Here is a 20,544-nt window from a genome sequence, read left to right as displayed (position 1 = left end):
AAAACCCCTGGGTTAACGCCCAGGGATATAGGTATAAGCAGAATATTTGCTATTCAATAGCATCAAGACTTTCGCGCACCTGGCTAATATTAGTTTGTGTGGCTTGATCCTCTACCTTTTCGGCTCCACGGTATACGTATTTGATAGCTTGGTAGGTATCCATGCCGAGCTCGGCATATACCCGGTTATCAGTGTCTTTATAAGCGTATTCTAATAGATAACCATAATACATTCCAGTTTCCATAGTCTTATTGTCACGGAAAAAGTCACTGATATTGGACTTTATAAACTCAATTGCCTCTTTGGTTTGCTGGTCGTTAATGTTTTTGGCGTCTACTTTAGCCTTGGTTGCGATGTAATCCACCATTGCGCTGGTGTTTGGTTCTGGCAATGATTCAGGTTCAGATTCTGCCTGTTGTTGTGTCGCTGGTTCAGGGTTTGTGCTGTTGTCTCCCTCATCCTTAGAAGCACAACCCGTAAAGGACAATAATAGCAGCAACAAGGCGATGATAATTAATTTTTTCAATAACCATACCTCCCATTTGTTTTTATCAGTATTTACATACCAAACTAAGATTTCCTGCTTTTCGACCAATTACTACATTATTTTTACTTAAAAACCAGAGCAGAGGAAACAGCTTATTATTAATTAACATATACCAAATTATATTGCAACATTTCAAGGCATAAAAAATAACCCCCGACCACTTGGGCCGAGGGTGAATAGTGATTATTTATCTGTCGCCTGACCGTCAATGTATGACTCTCCCGCGATAAAAGCGATAATGCCGCCAGTAACTGCAAAATAAGCTTCCCGGTCTACAGGTGTGCCGGCAACTTCATTCAAAACCACAAACAGAAAATTGGCAAGAGCCATAAGAAACTTACGACTTTTTAACCGAATTAATAAATCACGTTGCATTATTTTATCCCCCTCCTAAATATTATCACTGTATCGGTCGCTATCATATTCCAGTTTCTTTTTTACCGCCCGCTTTGCGATAGTGGTTACAGAGCTTGCTCCGGACGGAATAAGACTTACCATATCGAATAATTTTCGCACCAGAGCACTGCCACCACTAACCAAAAGAGCAGAAAACAGCCACGCTTCCCATTGGTTCTGGAACCGAGCATCAAGGTAAGTAAAAAAAACTCCAATCCATGCGCCAGCAGACCACGAAACCACCGATGAAAACAAAAACGTAAGCAATATAAGGCTCGAAACGGTCTGGAAGCCCTGGAATAGCATGAACCAGGGCTTCTAATGCCAGTGTAAGCTTATCCACCAAGATGCAAATAGCACATAGCATTACAAACGGAATAAAGAGGGACATTACTACGTCCATTCTTGGCTACCTCCTCAAAAACATAATCACGCTATTCTTCTTGTCCCACAGAGCGTTTAGGTCTAGATAGTTCTCAATATCACTCACACCAACGTACCCCTTACCTTCAATTACCACAGCAGGCAGCGCCTGTCCTTCGATAATAGCTGCAGTATGGAGGACCTTCTGTTTTTTCTCCGCCTTTTTGACTTCCGGTAGTGGCTGAGGTGAGGGGCCGGGTTCTTCAATCTCCGCACCGTCCTCCTTGGGTACCCTGGACGTATCAGGGAAGGACTTCGCCTCGGCATAAAAATCATGGATTATTGAACGGCCATAGCCAGGGTCGGTGGCCCACTTACCGCTTAGATCCTCCCAGCATGGTGCAGAACCCCTGCTTACCAAGTCAAACCTGGGGTCAATAACCTCCATACCAGCAGGCAAGGGGTCTTTAGTTGCATAAGCCCAAAGGTGCTGCAATTGGGCAAGTATGCCCTGCCTGGGGGTATCGAAGTATGCTCCTCTTACGCCGCCACCGGTGGTGCCGATCCCGGCAAAGTTGTTTTGTTCTGGCAGCACATCTCCGCCAAACTTAAAAAACTTCGTCTCCTTGCAGCTCTGACAAAAGGCTATATCACCTCGAATTCCCATTTCATCTCCCAGCTTAAGATAGTAGTCAACCAAGTCGGGAGCATTTGGATTTTTGGAACGCACATAAGCGTCCAGCTGTCCGGCAGTAAGGTATTGCTTGCCAATGATAGGCATTTTGTTTCCATTGCTCACTGGAGCTGCAGCCTTTCCGGGGTCTCCAGTATACTCAATCTCAGTTAGAACAACAACCTCAGCGCAGGCTTCCCTAAAAGCATCGGTTTTGAGTAAGGCGCATTCCTCTTGATTAGTGAAAAAAGCAAACTCAATCAGAATGGCAGGCATGTTTGTTTCCCTGAGCACTGCAAAGTTGGCCTGCTTTATGCCCCGATCTCTGATTTTTAGTTTTTGCCGCAGATGCTTGTGAGCAATCTCGGCTAGTTTTCTTCCGGTATTGCTTCCGGGGAAGTGATATACCTCGAAACCCCCGGCATTGCTCCAGGTGTTTAAATGGGCGTTAGCGTGGATGCTAATAAAGCATTTGGCCTTTTCGTTATTGGCAATCTTGCACCTGGTACCCAGGGGAACATCAGGATCGCCTTTTTTCTTTGTTAGAACTACATCTTTACCGCGCTGCCGAAGCATTCTCTCGGCAATATCGGCAACCGCCTGATTGAATTCATACTCCAGCAGTGATCCATCGGGGCTACGCTTACCGGCTGTGTTGTAGCCATGCCCCGGGTCTAAACACGAAGTCATAATTATTACCCCCTTACATAGGAAAGGACTGTGATAATCGCCATCACTACAGCGAATATCCAGCCCGTGTAGTCTCGTCCCGTTCGTCTTGCACCTTGTAAGCTTGATACTTCTTGTTCCAACACCCCGATTTTTTCACGTAACCCGTTATAATCACGAATTAAGGTCGTTGTCCGAACCATTTCCTCTCTTAGCTCGTCCATTTGTCGTGCTGTTGCTGAGAACATCTCGAACAGCTCTTTATTTGAGTACCATTCTTCTACTGCCATGCATCCACCTCCGGTAACCAACAGTAATAGGTTAAGGAATAAAATTATCAAGCAGCCTGCGCCTTAAATTATGAGTATTAGCGTGTTTGCAATGGCCCAGCCAACTTTGTATACTGGAATTTATCCGCTCCTTGTCGATTTTGCCTGCTGCATATCTCTTTTTAAAAGACCTCAGCTTACGCTTCATGCGCTTTTTACTAGATTTACGAATCAGTCTATGCGTTGCCCAAATGCGATAACCTAAAAAATCTATTCCCTGATTAACCGGGAAAACTCCGGTCTTACCATTTAACTGCAGGTTCAGCTTAAAGTCTAAAAAGCCTTTAATCTCATCCAACACAGCCCACAGCTGGCGTTTGTTATCGCCCAGGATAATAAAATCATCCATATAACGCACATAATACCGGGCGCACAAGTCTTCTTTGATAAAATGATCAAGCTCGTTTAAATAAATATTTGCAAATAGCTGACTTGTTAAATTGCCAATTGGTATACCAGAAGGATTAAGGTCGTCGCTGCTGGCCGAGCTATCGATAATCTCATTTAAAAGCCATCGCGTCTTAGGACAGGATATTTTTCTGTGGAGTATGCGCTTTAAGATGCCGTGATTAATTGACGGAAAATATTGTTTCACATCACCTTTAAGGCAATAAACTCTAGGCCAATGCCTTTGGGCTTTTCTAAGGTAAGATGTTACCCTATTTGCTCCAGCATGCGTGCCCTTATTAACGCGACAAGCATAGCTGTCATAAATAAAAACTTTTTCAAATATGGGCTCAATGATGTTACACACAGCATGATGCATAACCCGGTCTCTGAAAGGCAATGCGGCCACCAGACGGAGCTTTGGATCATAAACGTAAAACTCCCGGTATCGTCCCGTTTGATAGGTCTGATTAATTAAATCATTTTGTATGGATATTAAGTTTTCTTCAAGGTTTGCGGTAAACTCCAACACTTCACCTATATAACGTTTTCCTTTTCTTGCTTTAAGGTAAGCGTTATATAGATTGTCGAATTGATATATTTGCTCAAATAGGTTTTTGTATGTCTTTGGCATTCTGCACCTTGTAGCTTTGATAGACTGCGATTTTCAGGAGAAAATCTCCTTACTTACCGCAGCCCATCTGTTTATGTTTTTTGCTGGCATTGAACAATGCGCAACATGGATCCTGATTCCTTTGCCTAAAGCTCTGTCGGATATCCCGTAAGATACTCGCTTCTGGCACATAGGCGGAGCGGCGCGAAACCCGATATTGTTGTTCGTGTTGGACGGAAGATTGTTCAGGTTCAAAGCAAAACCAGAACGGGCATTCGAGCCATTGTTCCAATTCCCGCCGCGTTTAGCAGCACGCGCATAATCAACCAGGTCCCAAAAAAAACTTATTGCTGGCGAATAGACTTAAGCCATCCGCCGATCATTCTACCAATTTCATTGAGCATACCAGCCCAAAGTTCATACTTCTTAAACGGAAGGAATTTCAACTGCATAGAAAGCCTAACTAATGACCTTAAAAAGTCCAATTCCACATCCAGCTCTTGCATGGTGGTCTTTTTGTAATATTTTTTATTTGTTGTTATTACCAGACTTAACAGCCTGTACATTGATTGTTTAATGTCTGCTGCCAGCGTATGCTTTTCTGACTTCGGAAACTGGCGCAAAGCAGTATAGCCATAAACGATCATATCCTCGACCTTCTGGCGAATCTTAAGTTCACCCGTTGCCGGTGTTATTTCTGACGTTGTGACTTCCTCCCCTATGGGGCCGGGCTATCGCCCGGCCATCAGATTATCTGAAACCAGATTCCAGATTACAAAGACAAAGCGGCGCGAAACCCGATATTGTAGCCCGTGTAGGACGGAAGAGTGTCCAGGTTCAAAGCAAAACCAGAACGGGCACTCGAGCCATCGCTCCAAATCCCGCCGCGTCTAGCAGCACGCTGACCATAGTTACGAATATAGAAAATATCTTTCCATTCATTAGTAGCTGATCCAACGGTAGCCGGAAGCGCTAAAGCCTGAAGCTCTGTTTCAGTTCTCATAGTAAGGAAAGATGATGATTGATATGCAGCGTTATCGCCAGTAGCAGTGGGGTTACTGTTCCCCATTTGCGGTGAGAGTTTAGCTATACCAATATTCTGAGCATGCGCCGCTATGGTTGAGCCGTTAGAGCCACGGCTAACTGTTACACTAGCGCCATTTACTGCCGTAATGGTAACCTGTTCACTTTCTACCTGCAGCACATCACCAACTGCCGGGTTAACTCCACCAGGGCCAAGCACCAAGTTTGAATAGGTAAAGGTAGCAGGATTGTCAGTATTATTCAATCCTGCGTCGGAAACTTTAGCCGTATAGCCGCCCGGGATAACACAATAATCAACTATCCTGTTAACTACAGCGTTATCGGCATGGGCGCTAGCTGCTGTACCGTTTACGCCCCTTGCACAGCCTGATATGGTGTAGGTACCGTTACCGTTATCTGTAAAGTTGGCATAGGTAACATATTCATCGGTGTTGGCACCCTCAGCTTTGATAAGAACAAGCCCGTTTGTGGCCGGCCAAAGTTCGGGATTTTTAACGTTATCAATAACAATGGCAGTGTCGGTAGTAGTGATACCGTCAGCATCGTTAATAGCTGCTGGCAAAACAGCCTGGTAGCGGCCACAGTCAATCACGAAGTCAAGCCACTCCCAAACGTTACCCACGATATCAAATACACCGTTTGCCATGCCGTTATGCGACCAGGATACAGGCCCGGAACCTGTCAGCAAACGTCCTGATTGTACAGGATCAGCTACACCGTAATTCTCCCAAAGATCAGCATCCCTGTAATCTCTGCCAGAACTGTTATTACCCCTGATATCATGACCCAGGAGCTTAGTTAAAAAGCAAATTGTGGCCCACTCTTTCATTGTAACGAGGTGGCAGGACCTGCCGTTAACTTTACGGTTTGCTGCAGCAACTAAAGCGTTAGTCTGGCTGATATCTGTCCAGGGTACCACTCCCTGCTGGGAGGTAGCTGCAATCAAGCCTGGATTATTCGCGGAAGTGCTGCCACGACTGGCGTTGGTAGCGTCGGGCTGGCTTGCCTGGTATTTATCAATTAGAAATCCGCCCAAGAGTAAATCCTGCGCTGGAAAAGCACCGCTATCCCATAAGTTTGCAGGTACCCTAAACTTAGGAATGTAAACCATTTTAGACACTACTGTGCTGCCGCTGCCGTCACTTTTGGAATTATGGTGTACATCTACCTCGCGGGTACCGGCAGCGATCCGGTCCCGCAAAGCAGCTAAACTCAATTTGCTAACATTCATTTAAGCCACCTCCGGTAAAGAGAATACTGTAACGTCAACCTTGTTTAAGTCCAACGGGCGCTCAACCATTTCTGTTACTTCCTGGTCGTTTTCATCGACCTGCCCAGTAGGAACATTATCATACTGCTTATCCGGCAGTATGGCTTCAGCTAAAAGCCAATAGTGGTCCTTGTATAAATCGGTGGAAAGCGCCCCATCATCATCCAGATAAAACCTAAACGGGCCACCCTGAAATTCTGTAAGGTCAATAACCCTAGCCTGCGTTTCACCACCCGGAAAAGCAATGGGCTGAACAGATAAACAGGCGGGATTTTTATCGTCGATGCTGATAGCCTCGTTTGGATGATCCTGATTATTTTGTATAATCATATTTAATCCTCCTCGAAAATTAGTTAATTAGCTTAAACTAATCAAGTCATTATCTGATAGCGGAAAGCGCCGGTAAAGCCACCGGTGTTATACACCGTAAAAGCGTTGGCTGCTTTTGAGATATAAACATCCCCCAGGTCTCCGCCCGTATCAGCCAGGGCCACCAGATTAACTATATAGTTCGTATTCCCGAGATTATGGGTAACAGTTTTACCACTGGTTGAAGCAAAAACGCTTTCTCCCTGCATCGTTTGAGTTTCCAGAGCATCCAAGCGGCTGCCAAGGTTAGCATATCCTCCCCGGGCAGCTGATACCTCAGACTCTAAAGTCTCATGGTGCTGCTTTAAATAAACTGTGCGATTAGCAAGGTTCTTATGCGGCATATTATCAATGCCGTTTGCTCCGCCCTGGACTGGATCGGTCTCTTCAATTTGATAAACCCCAGCATCCCAGGTAGCTGATTCAGAGATGTTTCCCATCTTAATCCTCCTTTAAAAATTAATTAGAAGTATATCGTCCAAGTGCCTTCGATGCTGATATCATCGTCCTTGTCGATTGTTTTTCCATCCCTTGTCCGATGTGCAAACAGCACGTCATTAGAGCAAACCAGGCCAAACTGACGGATTGACAAACCGTTTGCATCAGCTTCGGTAATGATAAAACTAAACTGGACCTGTCCGGATGCCGGATACGATACCGAGGATATAGCTTTCTTGAATACATCAGTGAAAGCATTTACCAAAGTATCACCAGGAGCCGGGTCTTCTCCGCGAGAACCAAGGGCAATCTTAGTGATGCTATAACCGGTTTGACCGCCTAGCAGTTTAGCAAGTCCGTCGCGGCCTGCGTCAACAACCAGGTTCTCTCCCCATTCTTCAACTAATACTCCCTTACGGCGAATTTTCAGATCAAGACGACCTTTTACTGATTCATTCTCCTTAAAATTGAATTTCATTGACATAACATCTCACCTCCTCTCCTAAGCTGCCACACGGCGATATCCCCGCCGAATATTAAGCTGCATGCGTTCTTCTGGTACCATTTCCAAACGCAAAACAGAGCCATCATGTACCAGGCGCGGGAATCCGTAACTATCAATGCCATCATGCATGTAGGCGGGATCTCCGTACCTTGCACACCCTTCCAGATACCGCTGCAGGCTATCATGCTGCCAGGCGCTGCCGTGACGGCCAAAAGGCCTGCGCAATAACTGCCCGGTATGATACCAGCGGCGACCTCGGTTATGGGCATTAAAAATACCGCCGTATCTACGGCGGCAGCTCATGTCCGAAAGAGTAATAGCTGCTTTATTTAAGCTGTTTTCTGCAGTTTGTTCATGCAGGTATACCCCGTTATACACAAACGGTCCGCTACGTGGACCTTTCCCGGTATAAAGCAGCTCCCCATCGTGCTGTCTGGATTTACGGTTAAATAGCTCCTCAGCATGGATTGTAATATTAGCATTCTCCTGTACAATTCCATCCGCATCGGGAACCTGATCGATATACTGAAGCGATGCTTCAAGCGGCTCCACAACGCAATCATTAACCGGCCCGGGTAATCGGCTAGTTCCACTAAGACCGTTTGTGGTATGCCTATGCAAGCCGTTGTATTTAGGCGCTACGGCTGTTGTTTCAGCGGCCATAGATACGCTAACATCGGTTGAACGTTCACCTTCAAAGTAGCTATAATTAATACTTCCGTCGTGTTTCCATAATATCGACCGCTTTATACTGCCCCAATATTTGAATAGCCCCCACCTAAGATTTAATTCATTTCTCGGGAAGGAGATATCATGCCTAAAGCCTCTCGCGTAAGCTTCCATACCGACAGGGCCGTGAATGCGTGGTCTTCCGGTAAGATTATCAACGAAATCACGAGTTAATGATAACTGCTTCAGCTCCTGAGTATCAACAGTATCACTGGTAGCTAAAGTTGCATCTATGCTGCCAATTCTGGAATGGGCCGCTCTGGGTCCGTGGTAATTCTCGTTATGCTTCCAGTCAGCCGAATAATAAATCCAGTGTTCCTGAGCATCGGATAAATTCGGAGTTACCGAAACCGTCGCGCTTTCTTCATCCTCTCCAAGAGCCGTATACTCATGCGGTACCCAAGTATCTGGTTTTGTGTCATGATTAAGGCTGCTATCGTGAATTATTTGCCCGTTATAATCAATCGTTCCTGCGTACCTAACACCAGCACGCGGTATGCCGCTGGGCTCCGTAATAACCTCCAGCACCTGCTCGTCATTAAGGTGCAAGAATTTACCATTATGGTTAACCACGCTTTTATAATCAATGATTCCAAACACATCGCGGTAAATCTTTGCATCCGTACAGTGTCTAAAACCGGGCCGCAAAACAGCTTCTTTAAAATCAGCAATAGGTATGCTGCTTTGTAAAGTTAATTCCAGATTGACTTCTTCCTTTAGATTTAGCAAGAAACCAATTGACTGCAGCCATGACCTGCTGTTCTTTGCTAAATTAACAGCTTTTCTGATTGCTTCTAAATGAGCTGGAGTTGTATCTATAGCTTCTGTTTTTATCTTGAAATAAAACGGCTGCCCCCCATATTCAAACCACTCGGAAACCTTTGCATCCCCGCCGAATAATACGCTAACGACTTCCTCCACCATTGCCGGCGTTCCTTTGCGCCGGTGCCAGGGCAAAGCTTGTTTAACCAGCGTCCTTTTTTGATCCAAAGTTAAATCGGAATAACAAAAATCAACGTGAAACTGAACCAACAAATGATTAACGATATCCTCCGGCAAATCATCAATCCTTGGCAGTAACGAACAAAGAATAATCTCTGATGATATCGCCTGAAGCTCGGGATCCAGGGCCATCGCCATGGCCTTGATAAATGGGTCAGCTAAAAGCGACTGCGGCATTATATCGAGAAGGCTCACATCATAGATGCTTTTACTCATCCTCCAGCCCTCCGTAAATCACCGTAACCGTTCTCTCGCTTGCAACCTGATATCGATCCAACTTTTGATAAGCCGGTAACACCAGAGCTACTCGCTTAGCACCGGCGTTTTTAATCCTTGCGTTAAGCTCGGAAGGATCAATATCACGTCCAAGTTTGGACTTTTGCCATAGCTTATATTCATCCACAACCTTATCAACGCTGGCCTGTATACCTTCAGCTGCAGCCGCATTTTCTGAATTAATCCAGTAGGTAAGGCTGATATCATAACTGATCTGTTCCGGCGCTACCACTTGCACAAAATCGGTAAGCGGCCTGATATTTTTATTGCTGCATATAGCGTTAACGGCATCGATAATCTCCTGGCCCGGCATCTCACCACCAGCTATAAGCGGCCTTATCTCAACCACACCGGGAGAAGGGCTGTAAGAATACACATCAATGATAGTCTGGCTGGCCGTTTTTGCCCAATATTCATACGCGCCTTCTGGACCTGCAGTGCTGAAAGATTCCAGAGCTTCGTGAATTCGTTCAGCGTAAGGATCGTTGGCCTCAATATCAATTCCGCCTTCAGATTCTGTAATGTTAGAAACCGTTACAACATAAGGCAACGGATCAACCAGCTGATTAATATGCCCGGGCAAATAGCCATTACCTGCTGCGCCAATAGTCTGGCATTGTACTTGCACATCTCCTGTTAATTGCCCCGCTGGGATTACTAATGGCTCGGTAGTTGCCCAAAAAACATTATCGCCTGCAGTTACCCTGCTGCCAACCGGAATAGTGTATGCCTGTACCTGCGCTTCCAGCAATGTAAAACGCTCTGTAGCTGTAGCATAGGTAGCCTGCAAACGTGATGTTTCAGTTAACGCACCGATGTGATCCAGGCTATTATCTACGGCATAGCTGATAAGGTTTTGTTTGCCGGTGTTGTCAATCAATACCCTTTGCTGCGCAATGATAGGAATTAATGCTTGTATAAATTTCCTCCTGGGATCTGCATCACCTAAAACCTGACCTGTTAGGCTCTTATAAGCAGCTAAAAAATCAGCCTCAATTTGCGTGGCTGATTTCTCAGTAAAAGATATATCAGGCAAGTTAAATCTAGGCACTGTCATCGGCAACCCTCACTCTCACAACCGGCTTAAAAGTGCCGTTAATATCTCCCTCAAATGAAACGTCTACTATTTCAGCTCTCGGCTCATATTTTCGTATAGCCTCAACAAGGCGCTGCGCAATTTTGCCCTGAACTATATTCATAGGCGCGTCTAACACGTCCGGGTCCCAGGCGAAGTCCCTATCCATCGGACAAGAAAACTTAGGAGTGGCAAGAATCATCCTAACATTCTGCAGGATTTCCTTGGTGCCAGATGCGCCAAAATCTAAAGGAATAAATTTTGTAGTTACATCCACCTCCACCAGCTGCCACCTCCTCTAGGTATACTCTTTAAGGGTTACATCCACGACACCGATAATTACATTGCCTTTGTTATCAACCACTGACCATGATTGTTTAACGTCGGTAATAACCCACTTATAAACGCCCAACGGTTTACCACCGATTATTAATGTTTCTGCCTCACCTGATCTACACATAATTAGAAGTTTATCCATTTCTGACCTGGGGTTAACACCGAAATGCGCGTCGAAACGCATTGAAAAGCTAACAGTATCCAAAGTTGGCCCTACGAACTCTGGCATCGGCTTCCTGCCAACGATATTATGGTCTTCCCATCTGCTCGTTATGGACCGACTGAAATCATCAAAAGTACGAATTCTGCGTGATGATACTTCAAAAACAACGTCGCCAAAAACACCAATCATAGATTAACCACCTCCAACAGGAGGATTGGTGCTAGAGCTACCGCCCATAACACCGTCATGAATGTGTTTTTTAAGACTTATTCCATCGGCTATAACATCGCCGGTTACATTCACGTTGCCAGCGGCTACGATATTAACCGGACCCGTAGCATTAACCGTCAATGTATGAGTTGCTGCATCATATTCAATCTTAGTTCCATCGGAAAATGATATGTGCCTTTTATTACTGTCTTTAACCGGTGGTTTATCCTTTTCGGAATATATGGAACCTAAAACAAATCCCTGGGCAACGCCAGAGGATAAGAATAGACAGATTACTTGCTCACCCGGAGCCGGAATCCAATAGTCCTTATTATTTAGTGATCCCCTCACCATGACAGGCAAATCATAAGAAACTACATCTGATTTATCCTGAAACATAACTCTTGCGGTGCATTTTTCAGGATTCACTGATGATATCTGCCCAACTCTTATTAGGTCCATTTAATACCCCTCCAAGCATTTACGCAGCTCTAATTTTGTTTCATAGCCGCCTCCTTGCTGACTATGGGCTGCTTGGATAATGATATAATTTCCATCAAAAACGCCAAAACCAACCAGCCTCACAGTTACCCCAGCTGCAAACCTTACGTCGCCCATTAAATCAAGAGAAACGGTCATGCCTTCTCTATTAGCTTGACGTAATCGTTTTTTAGCAAGTCTTTCTGCCTCTTGCACCGATGTAACACGTTCGTTAATAACTAAAACCCGTCCTGTTTTAGGCGGGTTTGGTGGTGTGAAAACGAATTTAATCGTTTGTTTTTTATTAGCATCGTAATACTCTACCCGACACGATTTATACAGCCCGTTTAAAGTAGTTCTGCATCGATAGCCTTTTATAAATCCTTCTCCCACCATAATTCTGGTAATGGGCGGTTGCTGCTCATATTTCTGTTCATCAAATATGTTTATTTGAGTTCCGGTTACCTTAAGGCAAAGACCGGCATCGTTACAAAGCCGAGTAAGAAATGCAAGGTCAGATTCCTGCGTTTGCTCCATCCGGTCATAATCCGGATCATCAGATGTGTCATAAAAAAGTTTAACCCCGGAACCGTTAGCAATATCCTTTGCGATAACGGACAGTTTTGTTTTTTCCCACGCTTTGTTTTTAGCCTCTCCTTTAAGGGAGGATGATTCAGGTATTGAAATACCTTTCATTGAAACTGTTGACGGAGGATAATTATTCTCTACCTCATCAATCTCAAAAGTTCCAAGGTCAAGGCTCTCTTTTGTATTAGCGAACTTTTTATTCTCCTGCACTATCTTTGCCTTTAAAGTTGCACCTTTATCAGGCATCCAGTCCCCAATCCACAACCGCGCACGATCCTCCAAAGTAATCTGTATATCATCGGCTTGACCGCTTAGATTATCGGTCGATGTCCAATTAATTAAATGCGGCTGCAAATCAGCAGATATGTTTATGCCGTTATAAGACAGCTCAAGGTGTGCGCGTCTTGTCTTCACGAACTAACACCACGCTTCCAGGGCGGTAAAGTGCTGGGTATCGGCGTAGATATCTCCGGAATAACCAGCGTAATGTTAGCCGGGAAAATAGTTATCTCCTTATGACTAAGGTTTGATTCAATGAGATCGGACATATAAAATTCACTGCCCATAGTTTTTTTAGCGATTCCGTCCCAGGTGTCGCCTTGAATTGTGACATAGCTAGTCGGCATAAGCAACCCGCCTTTTCTGCCGCTGCATGGCATTTACTTTATCCTCAATCAGCCTTTCTAGCTTATCCATAAAGCTGTCCTGCTGTTCTTGCAGAGTTTCTTTCACATTATCCCCGGAGCCATTTATAACCGGCGCAAAAGTCGGATTAACATTAATCACCATGCTGCTGCTATTATCATTCTGGGATAACTGTTTCAACGCATTTGATATGTTAAACCTTTTAAACCCAGGCTCAGACCCGGACCCAGACACAAGTGTGTGGATGCCTAATACCTGCCCAACTCGCTGCCACAAGGACAAACTGCGAGCAGATCTAGCAAGAGGAATGGCCGCTTCTGGCCCGGCTTCACCGAATATCGAGGGCCGGTTAGCAAAGCCACCGGCTGCATATTTGTGCAGGTTGGCGACCTTTGCCATTTTGGTGATTAAAGAAGTTTTTTGATTAACCTCAGTGCTCTTTTTAACCGGCAAAATACCCAGAAGTCGACCGGTCTTTTCCCAAAGCTCATAAGACCTCTTTGTTTTCTTAAGAGGAATGGCCGCTTCTGGCCCGGCTTCACCGAATATCGAGGGCCGGTTAGCAAAGCCACCGGCTGCATATTTGTGCAGGTTGGCGACCTTTGCTATTTTCGTGATTAAAGAAGTTTTTTGATTAACCTTAGTGCTTTCTTTAACCGGCAATATACCCAACAATTTACCCGTCTTTTCCCAAAGCTCATAAGATCTCTTTGTTTTCTTTAGAGGTATGGCCGCTTCTGGCCCGGCTTCACCGAATATCGAGGGCCGGTCTGCAAAGCCACCGGCTGCATATTTGTGCAGGTTGGCGACATTGGCAGAGCCACTACCGGCAGTAGATACCAGTCCGATTTTTTGAATATTGATGCCAGGAATTTTATTAACTTTATCTATTAAAGCGTTAACCCAACCTATCGCGCCGTTAACACCTCGTTTAAAAGCCGTTTCGATGCCATTCCATAGTTCTCCGGCCTTGGCCTTAACAGTATCCCAGTTCTTATAAAGTAGCACGCCAGCCGCAACAAGCCCCGCAATAAGACCGATCACCAAGCCTATAGGGTTAGCGTTTAGGGCCACATTTAAAAGCCACTGTGCAGCAGTCCAAGCCTTTGTAGCACCGAATATAGTACCCATTATTGCATAATAAGCTATCAATCTACCTGCAGAAAGCAAAGCCCTACCTGCCGTCATTGCTGCGTTCCATAGCCATTGTGCAGCAGTCCAAGCCTTTGTAGCACCGAATATAGTACCCATTATTGCATAATAAGCTATCAATCTACCTGCAGAAAGCAAAGCCCTACCTGCCGTCATTGCTGCGTTCCATAGCCATTGTGCAGCAGTCCAAGCCTTTGTAGCACCTGCAGCTAACTTATTACCTAACTCAATCTTTTTAGACCAGGCGTAAAAGCTTAAAAATGGGTTTATAGCAGAACTTATGACAAAGGTTAACCCGGCCACCGCTAGACCTAATCCTACAGCACCCGCAGCACCAACCATTAATACTCTCGACAGCTCGGGGTTCTTCTCAATAAAGGCTGAAACGTTTTTAGTTAGGCTGGTTAGCTTATTAGCAAGCGGCGTTACTACCGGCAGCAAGGCATTACCCATTTTTGCAGCAGCGTCATACACCTGTCGTCCAAGTTGCGTCCAGGTGGGACCCCCTTCACCAGCTTTCGTAGCAGCATCCACAACCTTTTTAGCTGTGCCATCTATGCTATTACCGGCTTGATCCATAACATTCATGCTCAGAATTACCTTCTCGGTGAGATCCTCCCACTGGGTACCGAAAAGGGCCACCCCTGCCTGATTTCGTTTAACTGGGTCCTGGACGTTACGCAATGCCTTAATAGTTTGGTCGAGGGCTGCAACTCCCCGCTTACCGCCGACTGCAATTTCACTTGCCATCTTACCCGCATCAAGGCCAATCATTGCAAACCCGTCTGCCGTTGTTTTACTGCCGTCTTTAGCCCTAATATTAAATTCCTTCACAGCATCTGCAACCTTGTCCAAGTTAAAAGCGCCGGCGTTTTTACCTGCTGCCAAGACGGAATAAAACTGCTTGGCGTTATAGCCGATAGATTCAAACTGCGGGCTGTATTCGTAAAGAGTATCAAGGTAGTCATTAGCATAGTTCAGGCCGTTCTTAAAACCAGCCGCTACTATATCCATTGCCCCGGTGCTGGATAGCCCTTTAAAGTTTGATGTCAAGTTATGGACTGCTTTTGCCATACTATCCGGAGCTTCACCCCAATATTTTTCAATGGCTAGGGCAGTCTGTAATGCAGTTTTTTGCTGGTCTGCGGATTCATTTTTAATTATCTGTGACATCTGACCATAGGCATTGGCTGTCTCTTGAATACCTCCACCCAAGCCGGATAGATGCGCCTGGCGCACAACCTCCCAAGCTGTGCTGACTTGTTTTGCTGTTAGATTAGACTGAATTTGAATATTACGCTGAGCCTCTACGTAATTATTAGCGGCTACAGTAGCCCCTACTATTGGAGTGGCTGCTGCCGCCGCTGTCATTACTGCACCCTGCGATTTTTCCCTTATTTCTTGATTACGTTCGTTTGCCTGGACAGCCCGGTTAAAACTGCGCTGCGCCTGTTCAGCTCTTTGTAGTTGTTGTGTTAAATCCCGGTATTCCTGGTCCAGGTTACGAGTATCAGCTCCGGCCTCACGTAAAGCGGCCTGCAGCCTTTGGAGATCAGAACGCTGAGCGGTAAGCCTGGTGTTTAATCTATTAGCTTCACTTTCAGCCTGCCGAAAACGTTGCTGCAACTCCCGCGTGGGGTTCTCTGTGCGAATGAGTTCTGCTGCCAGGCGGTTAACTCTTTCCCTAGCTTCTTGGAACTCCTGGCTCGTTTGAGCAACCTGTTCCTGCAGCTGACGACTTCTGGCGACATCGTTCTGGACCCGCTCCAAGTTCCTTAATGCTGTACGTGCAGTATTCGTCTGCTGGTTAAGGTTTTGCATGTGGTCACTTGTTGACCTGAATGCCCGTGGTAACGATGAGCTGACGTGTCCGGCTAATTGAATAGCCATTTCATATAACCTATTAGCCATTACCGTTCACCGCTTTTCTTTTGTAAGCTGAGATAATCATCAACCCACTCGTTAAATTCAGATAATGAAAGAGATAGCCAATAAGGAACCGGAGCGTATGTCCCTTTGGACATTAGCAGACAAGTTTTTCTGAGTTCTTTGACTGCTCCACCACCCCTGATTCCATGCCGAATAAAAAATTCTGCACCTGTAAAGTCAGGCTAGTAAAGTCACTCGCCGGAAGGCTAAGAATCATATCAACCGGAACTTTAGCCGCTTTAGCCGCTACAGCAGCTAGATACGTCTTAGAAAATTCATTAACAGGAGAAGCATCCCCCAGAGCAACGGCTTCTTTATTGGCGTTAATCAAATCACGGCCCGTAAGCGCATCCATGTCCAAATCTAAATCCATGTAATCTTTACCCTCGAAGTTAAAAGGTTTTTTAAATATGATTTTCATAAATATCTCCTTTCAAATAGGGGAGGGGAGGGAGGATCCGCCACTTTATGGCAGACCTAAGCTCCCAAAGCAGTCTTAATATCTTTCAGATAATCAACTCCGCCTATTTTACAGATAAAATTAAATTTATCAATTTCAACAAGGTCTTCACCGTCAATAGTAACCTTGAGATAAAATACCTCAACCTCACTGCTACCGCCAGTAGCTGCCCCGTTCTCATACTTACCGGGCTTTGTTGAGATCGGAGGTCCCTGAATCACAACACGTACGGCCCGAATTTTATAGCTGCCTTCGCCGGCATCATAATCCTGGAAAGCTCCTCTACAATCAAGCCGTTGCGCTTGCTGTTTCATCAATATTAACAAAGCCTTCTCAACAGTACGCCAATTAAGGGTTAACTTCATGCTGCCAAAGTGACCAAGAGTAGGGCTCTCATACTCACCCGCGATACCGGCACCTTTAACAGTGTCCTTAAGCGATTCGAAGCTCGGTAATTCAAGATCAGCTACTCCCTTTAAATCCTGTTTGCCGTCAAGATACACGCGAAAATTAGCAAGCCTCTCAGGTATAACGTTAACTGGCAATATTTACACCTCCCTCTACGCGAACAAACTGTTCAGGTAGTTTACATCGAATTCGAGCACAAACTCCATATCCTCAGCCGGAATTGGCGGAGTGATATAGAGGTGAAAACGTACAACGCCGTTTAACAAATCAGTTACCGGGTTTTCATCGGATGAGAATATAACCCGGCCACCCAAGAGAGCACCTCGGGCCGTAAGCCCGTTAAGCCAAATGTTCAGGCTGTCCACAACAGTCTGAATCAGCCGTTTATTAGTCGGATCGTCAACCTTCTGCCAATAAGTAAGAATAATAGTGTTGCCGATCCAGTTAAACATGCGGCGCACCGGGATAAAAGTATCTTTCACGTCACTGCTTCCCGGGTAAGCGCCGGTCCTGTTACCCCAGAGCTTCCAGCCGCCAATAAAATTGAGCGCCGTAATAATGCCCTCGCCATTTAAATAGGCAGCTTGCTGCGGATCCAGAGTAACCTCATCACCGGAATCCACTAAAGCCCCGTTGCATTGCAGGTTTTTATTAGACGGACTGACGTAAGGAATATCATCATTCTGGCCGTCAACCACGCAAGTAACACCCGCGACCTGGCTGGACATGTGGTAAATCTCATCACCCAGTTTAATCCTGGGCCAACACACTATTTGCAGCTTATCGGTGTAGTTATTGTTTGTTTTCCAGGCCGGAACCTCAGAATACAAATCAGCACCGGCTGCAGTATCATCCACATCGGTGATAGCCACAGCCTTAAACAGCCCGTTAATGGCGCTGACCTTGGCCTTCATCACGGCAGCTACAGCGGGGTCATGTGACCAACCGGGAGCTAATATCTGACCAGGAACCAACCGGAACAAAGGGAATACCTTATTAATTAGTTCAAGGCCGGTATAAACCCCTGTATTCACGTCCACGCCACCGATAACCTCATCGGAAGTAACCATGCTGGGGTCCAACTGTGAATAGGCGACGTTTAATGTTGCCTGAGCATCAGGAATACCGCCGCCCTCAATCGGCGTAATTACCAAATAACCGTCAGAGTCAAAAGCTGCAGTGTAATCGGTATCTTTAACCAGCGGATCGCCGGCTGCGGTTAATTTAACCACCACAGAAGTAAGCAAAATTCCACTTTGTTTAATATTCACAACGCCATTGACAACGTTTAAATCAGCAGCCGCTACATCTTTTTTGTGGACGGAAGGATCAAGAACGTTTATAAGCACAACCGGCGCTACGTTAAACAAAGCAAAGTGCGACTTCATGAACTCGCACAAAGTGAAGTTTTCCCAATCAGCTGAATACCCCAAACCTCCAACAGCCTCGGCATAGGTGTACGCCAGCAGGGGCTTATTTACATAGGTAAGGTCTTCAGCAAGATTTATCGGCGCTGTTCCAACAACCACCGGCAATCCTGCGCTTGCTTGAACGGGCGGGATAACGCTGGTTGGAACCTCGCTAATATATACCCCGTGTTTATACGGCATTATTTACCACCCCCACGGACATAATCCGAAATCTGTTTAAACCAGACACTCTGCGGCGTACCCGGCTTATTAATAGCAACTACTGTGCTGTCTAGTTTTACAGGCTCAACAAACAGCCGCTTAATGGCCGGGCATTTTTCAAAGTGCTGGTCAAGATGCTTAGGAAAACCGCCCTTAAAAATTGCGTATTGCGCCAGAGCACCCTTAGCCAAATTAGGGCCGCAATAAATAAGCGCCTTTGCAGGCGCTGGTGCTGACACAAGTTCTTTTTTAGATTTCTTCACATCTGTTGCTTTTTCATCACTAGATGCCAACCTGATAACCTCCTTCTTCGTAAACTTGCGGAATTGTCACGGTTAAATTTAAAACAGCCACCCACTCAGGATACGGCTGCTCCTCCGGCAATTCCGTTTTAATTGGATACTCAACTTTAAACGGGCCAAAATAACTTCGCCTTTTGAGCGCCGTTTTTATTTTGGTGATAACATTAACCGCATCCCGCCAACCGTCCTGAGTATCCTCGCTGTAAGTGCCGGCATAAATTCTTACCTTAGCCGTAGCTCCCGTATTAACATCCTCGTCTTCTAAATAACGAATTATCACATACGGGAAGTCTGGCGGGTCCTGCTCCTTAATAGGTTTTTTCTCACCCAGGTAACCGGGGATAACCTGTGGAGCTTTTAAAACTCCCGGCACATTAGACTGCAATTCGAACTCAGCCATCACCGGCTTAATGAATTCAATTAGCTTATCGATTAAAATTAAAGGTGTCACCTGGTACCCTCCAAAACCCGGCTTATTTCATGGTCAAGCCGTTTATCAATCGTCTCCAACGCTTTCTCTTCAACCCACCGTGTAACCGTTTCAGAGCCAATCATCTGCGGTATAGACGGCCCAAAGCGCTGGGTAATTGGTAACCTTGCCGGTCCAACACGGTTAAAAACACCAACATGGCCGCTGGTTACCCGGGCAACAAAAGCCCCCTGGATTGAACCACCTGCGCCCTTTTTCACCCGGGCTATTATTGGCTTACGGCGCTTTGGCTGCGGTTGCCGTGGTGTTACATTGAACTTGGACAAAGCAATAGGGCTACTTCGTGAAAGCACAGTCGCGGATAAATTACTAGGGCTGGCTTTTGTAATGCGAATAGTTTTAATAACATCGCTATGCTTCACATAATAAGTTTCCCTGGCTTTCCTCGCCGCTTCAGTCTTAGCTGTTTCAGCAGCCCGGTTAATAGTATTAGAAATGGCTTTAGGTATTGCCTCCGGGATATGCTGCAGTAAATCCTGAACACGCTCAATTTGATCAGCTCTTAATTCAATCATGCCTCATTCGCCTCCAGAGTTATCTGAAGCAGCCCGTCCTCTTCAGAACAGTTTGATACCAGATAAAGCTCTCCGTCCAAGCGCATATGCTGATTTTTTACCGGGCGGGAGGGCAAATCAGAGGAACGCACAAAAACAAGTATCTCTCCTAAATAGATACCATCGCGATACTCTGATTGCCCGCTTAGCACATCGCTATCAACGATAGCCGGAATTTGCTGACCGTCGATATCGTGCGAATCGGCCATCTCGTCAACATTAACGAATACGGCTATGTCCGCAGCAGCATAATCCTTAAAGCCCATTACTCATCACCGGCTAAGGGATGCCCGGTATTAGGCCCACTATCTCCTGTTGAATCTCCAGCTAGTTGTTTTTTATTAGTAGATTTACTACTTTTTTTTATACCTGTTGGATACTCGCAATACCCTGCAGCTACCAAGCGTTTTTCCTCTTTTTCATCCAAGCAATTTATTTCATCACCAGGTATATAAGTTTTGTCCCCGGCGATGATGTTAAATTTTTTAACTATGATAGACATAATATACCT

General features: G+C 45.5%; 27 protein-coding genes. All 27 read right to left on the bottom strand.

Annotated features, from left to right (window positions below; all coding sequences use genetic code 11):
* Positions 1 to 49: 49 nt before the first annotated feature.
* The 27 genes from DRED_RS06660 to DRED_RS06525 all read right to left on the bottom strand — a co-directional run bounded on the left by DRED_RS06660 (position 50) and on the right by DRED_RS06525 (position 20,535).
* Positions 50 to 526, bottom strand: a complete 477-nt coding sequence (locus DRED_RS06660; protein ID WP_011877589.1) for a hypothetical protein — start codon at positions 524 to 526, stop codon at positions 50 to 52.
* A gap of 204 nt (positions 527 to 730) precedes the next feature.
* Positions 731 to 922 (bottom strand): hypothetical protein, encoded by a 192-nt coding sequence (locus tag DRED_RS06655; RefSeq protein ID WP_041274515.1) that lies wholly within the window; start codon positions 920 to 922, stop codon positions 731 to 733.
* A 211-nt stretch (positions 923 to 1,133) separates the two neighbouring features.
* Complete coding sequence (locus tag DRED_RS06650; RefSeq protein WP_041274514.1) at positions 1,134 to 1,346, bottom strand: hypothetical protein; 213 nt, start codon at positions 1,344 to 1,346, stop codon at positions 1,134 to 1,136.
* Positions 1,347 to 1,352: 6 nt separating this feature from the next.
* Positions 1,353 to 2,669, bottom strand: coding sequence for an N-acetylmuramoyl-L-alanine amidase (locus DRED_RS17880; RefSeq protein ID WP_011877588.1), 1,317 nt, complete (start codon positions 2,667 to 2,669; stop codon positions 1,353 to 1,355).
* A 5-nt stretch (positions 2,670 to 2,674) separates the two neighbouring features.
* A complete protein-coding gene (locus DRED_RS06635; RefSeq protein ID WP_041274513.1) occupies positions 2,675 to 2,938 on the bottom strand; it encodes a hypothetical protein in 264 nt (87 codons plus the stop codon).
* 31 nt (positions 2,939 to 2,969) lie between these two features.
* Complete coding sequence (locus tag DRED_RS06630) at positions 2,970 to 3,998, bottom strand: RNA-directed DNA polymerase (RefSeq protein ID WP_011877587.1); 1,029 nt, start codon at positions 3,996 to 3,998, stop codon at positions 2,970 to 2,972.
* 323 nt (positions 3,999 to 4,321) lie between these two features.
* Positions 4,322 to 4,645: a diversity-generating retroelement protein Avd gene (avd, locus tag DRED_RS06625; protein WP_337998930.1), complete on the bottom strand. Its 324-nt coding sequence runs from the start codon at positions 4,643 to 4,645 to the stop codon at positions 4,322 to 4,324.
* 104 nt (positions 4,646 to 4,749) lie between these two features.
* Positions 4,750 to 6,252 carry a hypothetical protein gene (locus tag DRED_RS06620; protein WP_011877585.1) on the bottom strand — a complete coding sequence of 501 codons (1,503 nt, stop codon included), beginning with the start codon at positions 6,250 to 6,252 and terminating at the stop codon, positions 4,750 to 4,752.
* Complete coding sequence (locus DRED_RS06615; RefSeq protein ID WP_011877584.1) at positions 6,253 to 6,621, bottom strand: hypothetical protein; 369 nt, start codon at positions 6,619 to 6,621, stop codon at positions 6,253 to 6,255.
* A 41-nt stretch (positions 6,622 to 6,662) separates the two neighbouring features.
* A complete protein-coding gene (locus tag DRED_RS06610) occupies positions 6,663 to 7,100 on the bottom strand; it encodes a hypothetical protein (protein WP_011877583.1) in 438 nt (145 codons plus the stop codon).
* Between the two features lie 23 nt (positions 7,101 to 7,123).
* A complete protein-coding gene (locus DRED_RS06605; protein WP_011877582.1) occupies positions 7,124 to 7,582 on the bottom strand; it encodes a hypothetical protein in 459 nt (152 codons plus the stop codon).
* Positions 7,583 to 7,600: 18 nt separating this feature from the next.
* Positions 7,601 to 9,550, bottom strand: coding sequence for a phage tail protein (locus DRED_RS17875; RefSeq protein ID WP_011877581.1), 1,950 nt, complete (start codon positions 9,548 to 9,550; stop codon positions 7,601 to 7,603).
* The gene (locus DRED_RS06595; protein WP_011877580.1) at positions 9,543 to 10,667 is read right to left on the bottom strand and encodes a baseplate assembly protein; all 1,125 of its coding nucleotides are present in this window, start codon (positions 10,665 to 10,667) and stop codon (positions 9,543 to 9,545) included. The genes DRED_RS17875 and DRED_RS06595 overlap by 8 nt, the downstream gene beginning before the upstream one ends.
* Positions 10,654 to 10,968 (bottom strand): GPW/gp25 family protein, encoded by a 315-nt coding sequence (locus tag DRED_RS06590; protein ID WP_011877579.1) that lies wholly within the window; start codon positions 10,966 to 10,968, stop codon positions 10,654 to 10,656. Before DRED_RS06590 ends, DRED_RS06595 begins: the two co-directional genes overlap by 14 nt.
* A gap of 15 nt (positions 10,969 to 10,983) precedes the next feature.
* Positions 10,984 to 11,373, bottom strand: a complete 390-nt coding sequence (locus DRED_RS06585) for a phage tail protein (RefSeq protein ID WP_011877578.1) — start codon at positions 11,371 to 11,373, stop codon at positions 10,984 to 10,986.
* Positions 11,374 to 11,376: 3 nt separating this feature from the next.
* Entirely contained in the window at positions 11,377 to 11,856 is a 480-nt protein-coding gene (locus tag DRED_RS06580) for a phage baseplate assembly protein V (protein ID WP_011877577.1), read from the bottom strand.
* Positions 11,857 to 12,876: a phage late control D family protein gene (locus DRED_RS06575; RefSeq protein WP_011877576.1), complete on the bottom strand. Its 1,020-nt coding sequence runs from the start codon at positions 12,874 to 12,876 to the stop codon at positions 11,857 to 11,859.
* Positions 12,873 to 13,088, bottom strand: coding sequence for a tail protein X (locus DRED_RS06570; RefSeq protein WP_041274511.1), 216 nt, complete (start codon positions 13,086 to 13,088; stop codon positions 12,873 to 12,875). Before DRED_RS06570 ends, DRED_RS06575 begins: the two co-directional genes overlap by 4 nt.
* Positions 13,078 to 16,170 carry a phage tail tape measure protein gene (locus DRED_RS06565; protein WP_011877575.1) on the bottom strand — a complete coding sequence of 1,031 codons (3,093 nt, stop codon included), beginning with the start codon at positions 16,168 to 16,170 and terminating at the stop codon, positions 13,078 to 13,080. Before DRED_RS06565 ends, DRED_RS06570 begins: the two co-directional genes overlap by 11 nt.
* 112 nt (positions 16,171 to 16,282) lie before the next feature.
* Positions 16,283 to 16,609, bottom strand: a complete 327-nt coding sequence (locus DRED_RS06560; RefSeq protein ID WP_011877574.1) for a phage tail assembly protein — start codon at positions 16,607 to 16,609, stop codon at positions 16,283 to 16,285.
* Between the two features lie 56 nt (positions 16,610 to 16,665).
* Positions 16,666 to 17,193 carry a phage major tail tube protein gene (locus DRED_RS06555; protein WP_011877573.1) on the bottom strand — a complete coding sequence of 176 codons (528 nt, stop codon included), beginning with the start codon at positions 17,191 to 17,193 and terminating at the stop codon, positions 16,666 to 16,668.
* 15 nt (positions 17,194 to 17,208) lie between these two features.
* Entirely contained in the window at positions 17,209 to 18,666 is a 1,458-nt protein-coding gene (locus DRED_RS06550) for a phage tail sheath family protein (protein ID WP_011877572.1), read from the bottom strand.
* Complete coding sequence (locus DRED_RS06545) at positions 18,666 to 18,980, bottom strand: hypothetical protein (protein ID WP_011877571.1); 315 nt, start codon at positions 18,978 to 18,980, stop codon at positions 18,666 to 18,668. The genes DRED_RS06550 and DRED_RS06545 overlap by 1 nt, the downstream gene beginning before the upstream one ends.
* Positions 18,970 to 19,440, bottom strand: coding sequence for a hypothetical protein (locus DRED_RS06540; RefSeq protein WP_011877570.1), 471 nt, complete (start codon positions 19,438 to 19,440; stop codon positions 18,970 to 18,972). The genes DRED_RS06545 and DRED_RS06540 overlap by 11 nt, the downstream gene beginning before the upstream one ends.
* A complete protein-coding gene (locus DRED_RS06535) occupies positions 19,437 to 19,994 on the bottom strand; it encodes a phage tail protein (protein WP_011877569.1) in 558 nt (185 codons plus the stop codon). Before DRED_RS06535 ends, DRED_RS06540 begins: the two co-directional genes overlap by 4 nt.
* A complete protein-coding gene (locus tag DRED_RS06530) occupies positions 19,991 to 20,299 on the bottom strand; it encodes a hypothetical protein (protein ID WP_011877568.1) in 309 nt (102 codons plus the stop codon). The genes DRED_RS06535 and DRED_RS06530 overlap by 4 nt, the downstream gene beginning before the upstream one ends.
* On the bottom strand, positions 20,299 to 20,535 hold the full coding sequence (locus DRED_RS06525; protein WP_041274509.1) for a hypothetical protein: 237 nt from the start codon (positions 20,533 to 20,535) through the stop codon (positions 20,299 to 20,301). The genes DRED_RS06530 and DRED_RS06525 overlap by 1 nt, the downstream gene beginning before the upstream one ends.
* Positions 20,536 to 20,544: the final 9 nt, after the last annotated feature.

This window comes from Desulforamulus reducens MI-1 (assembly GCF_000016165.1).
Taxonomy (GTDB): domain Bacteria; phylum Bacillota; class Desulfotomaculia; order Desulfotomaculales; family Desulfotomaculaceae; genus Desulfotomaculum; species Desulfotomaculum reducens.
This window is presented reverse-complemented; position numbering and strand designations above follow the sequence as displayed.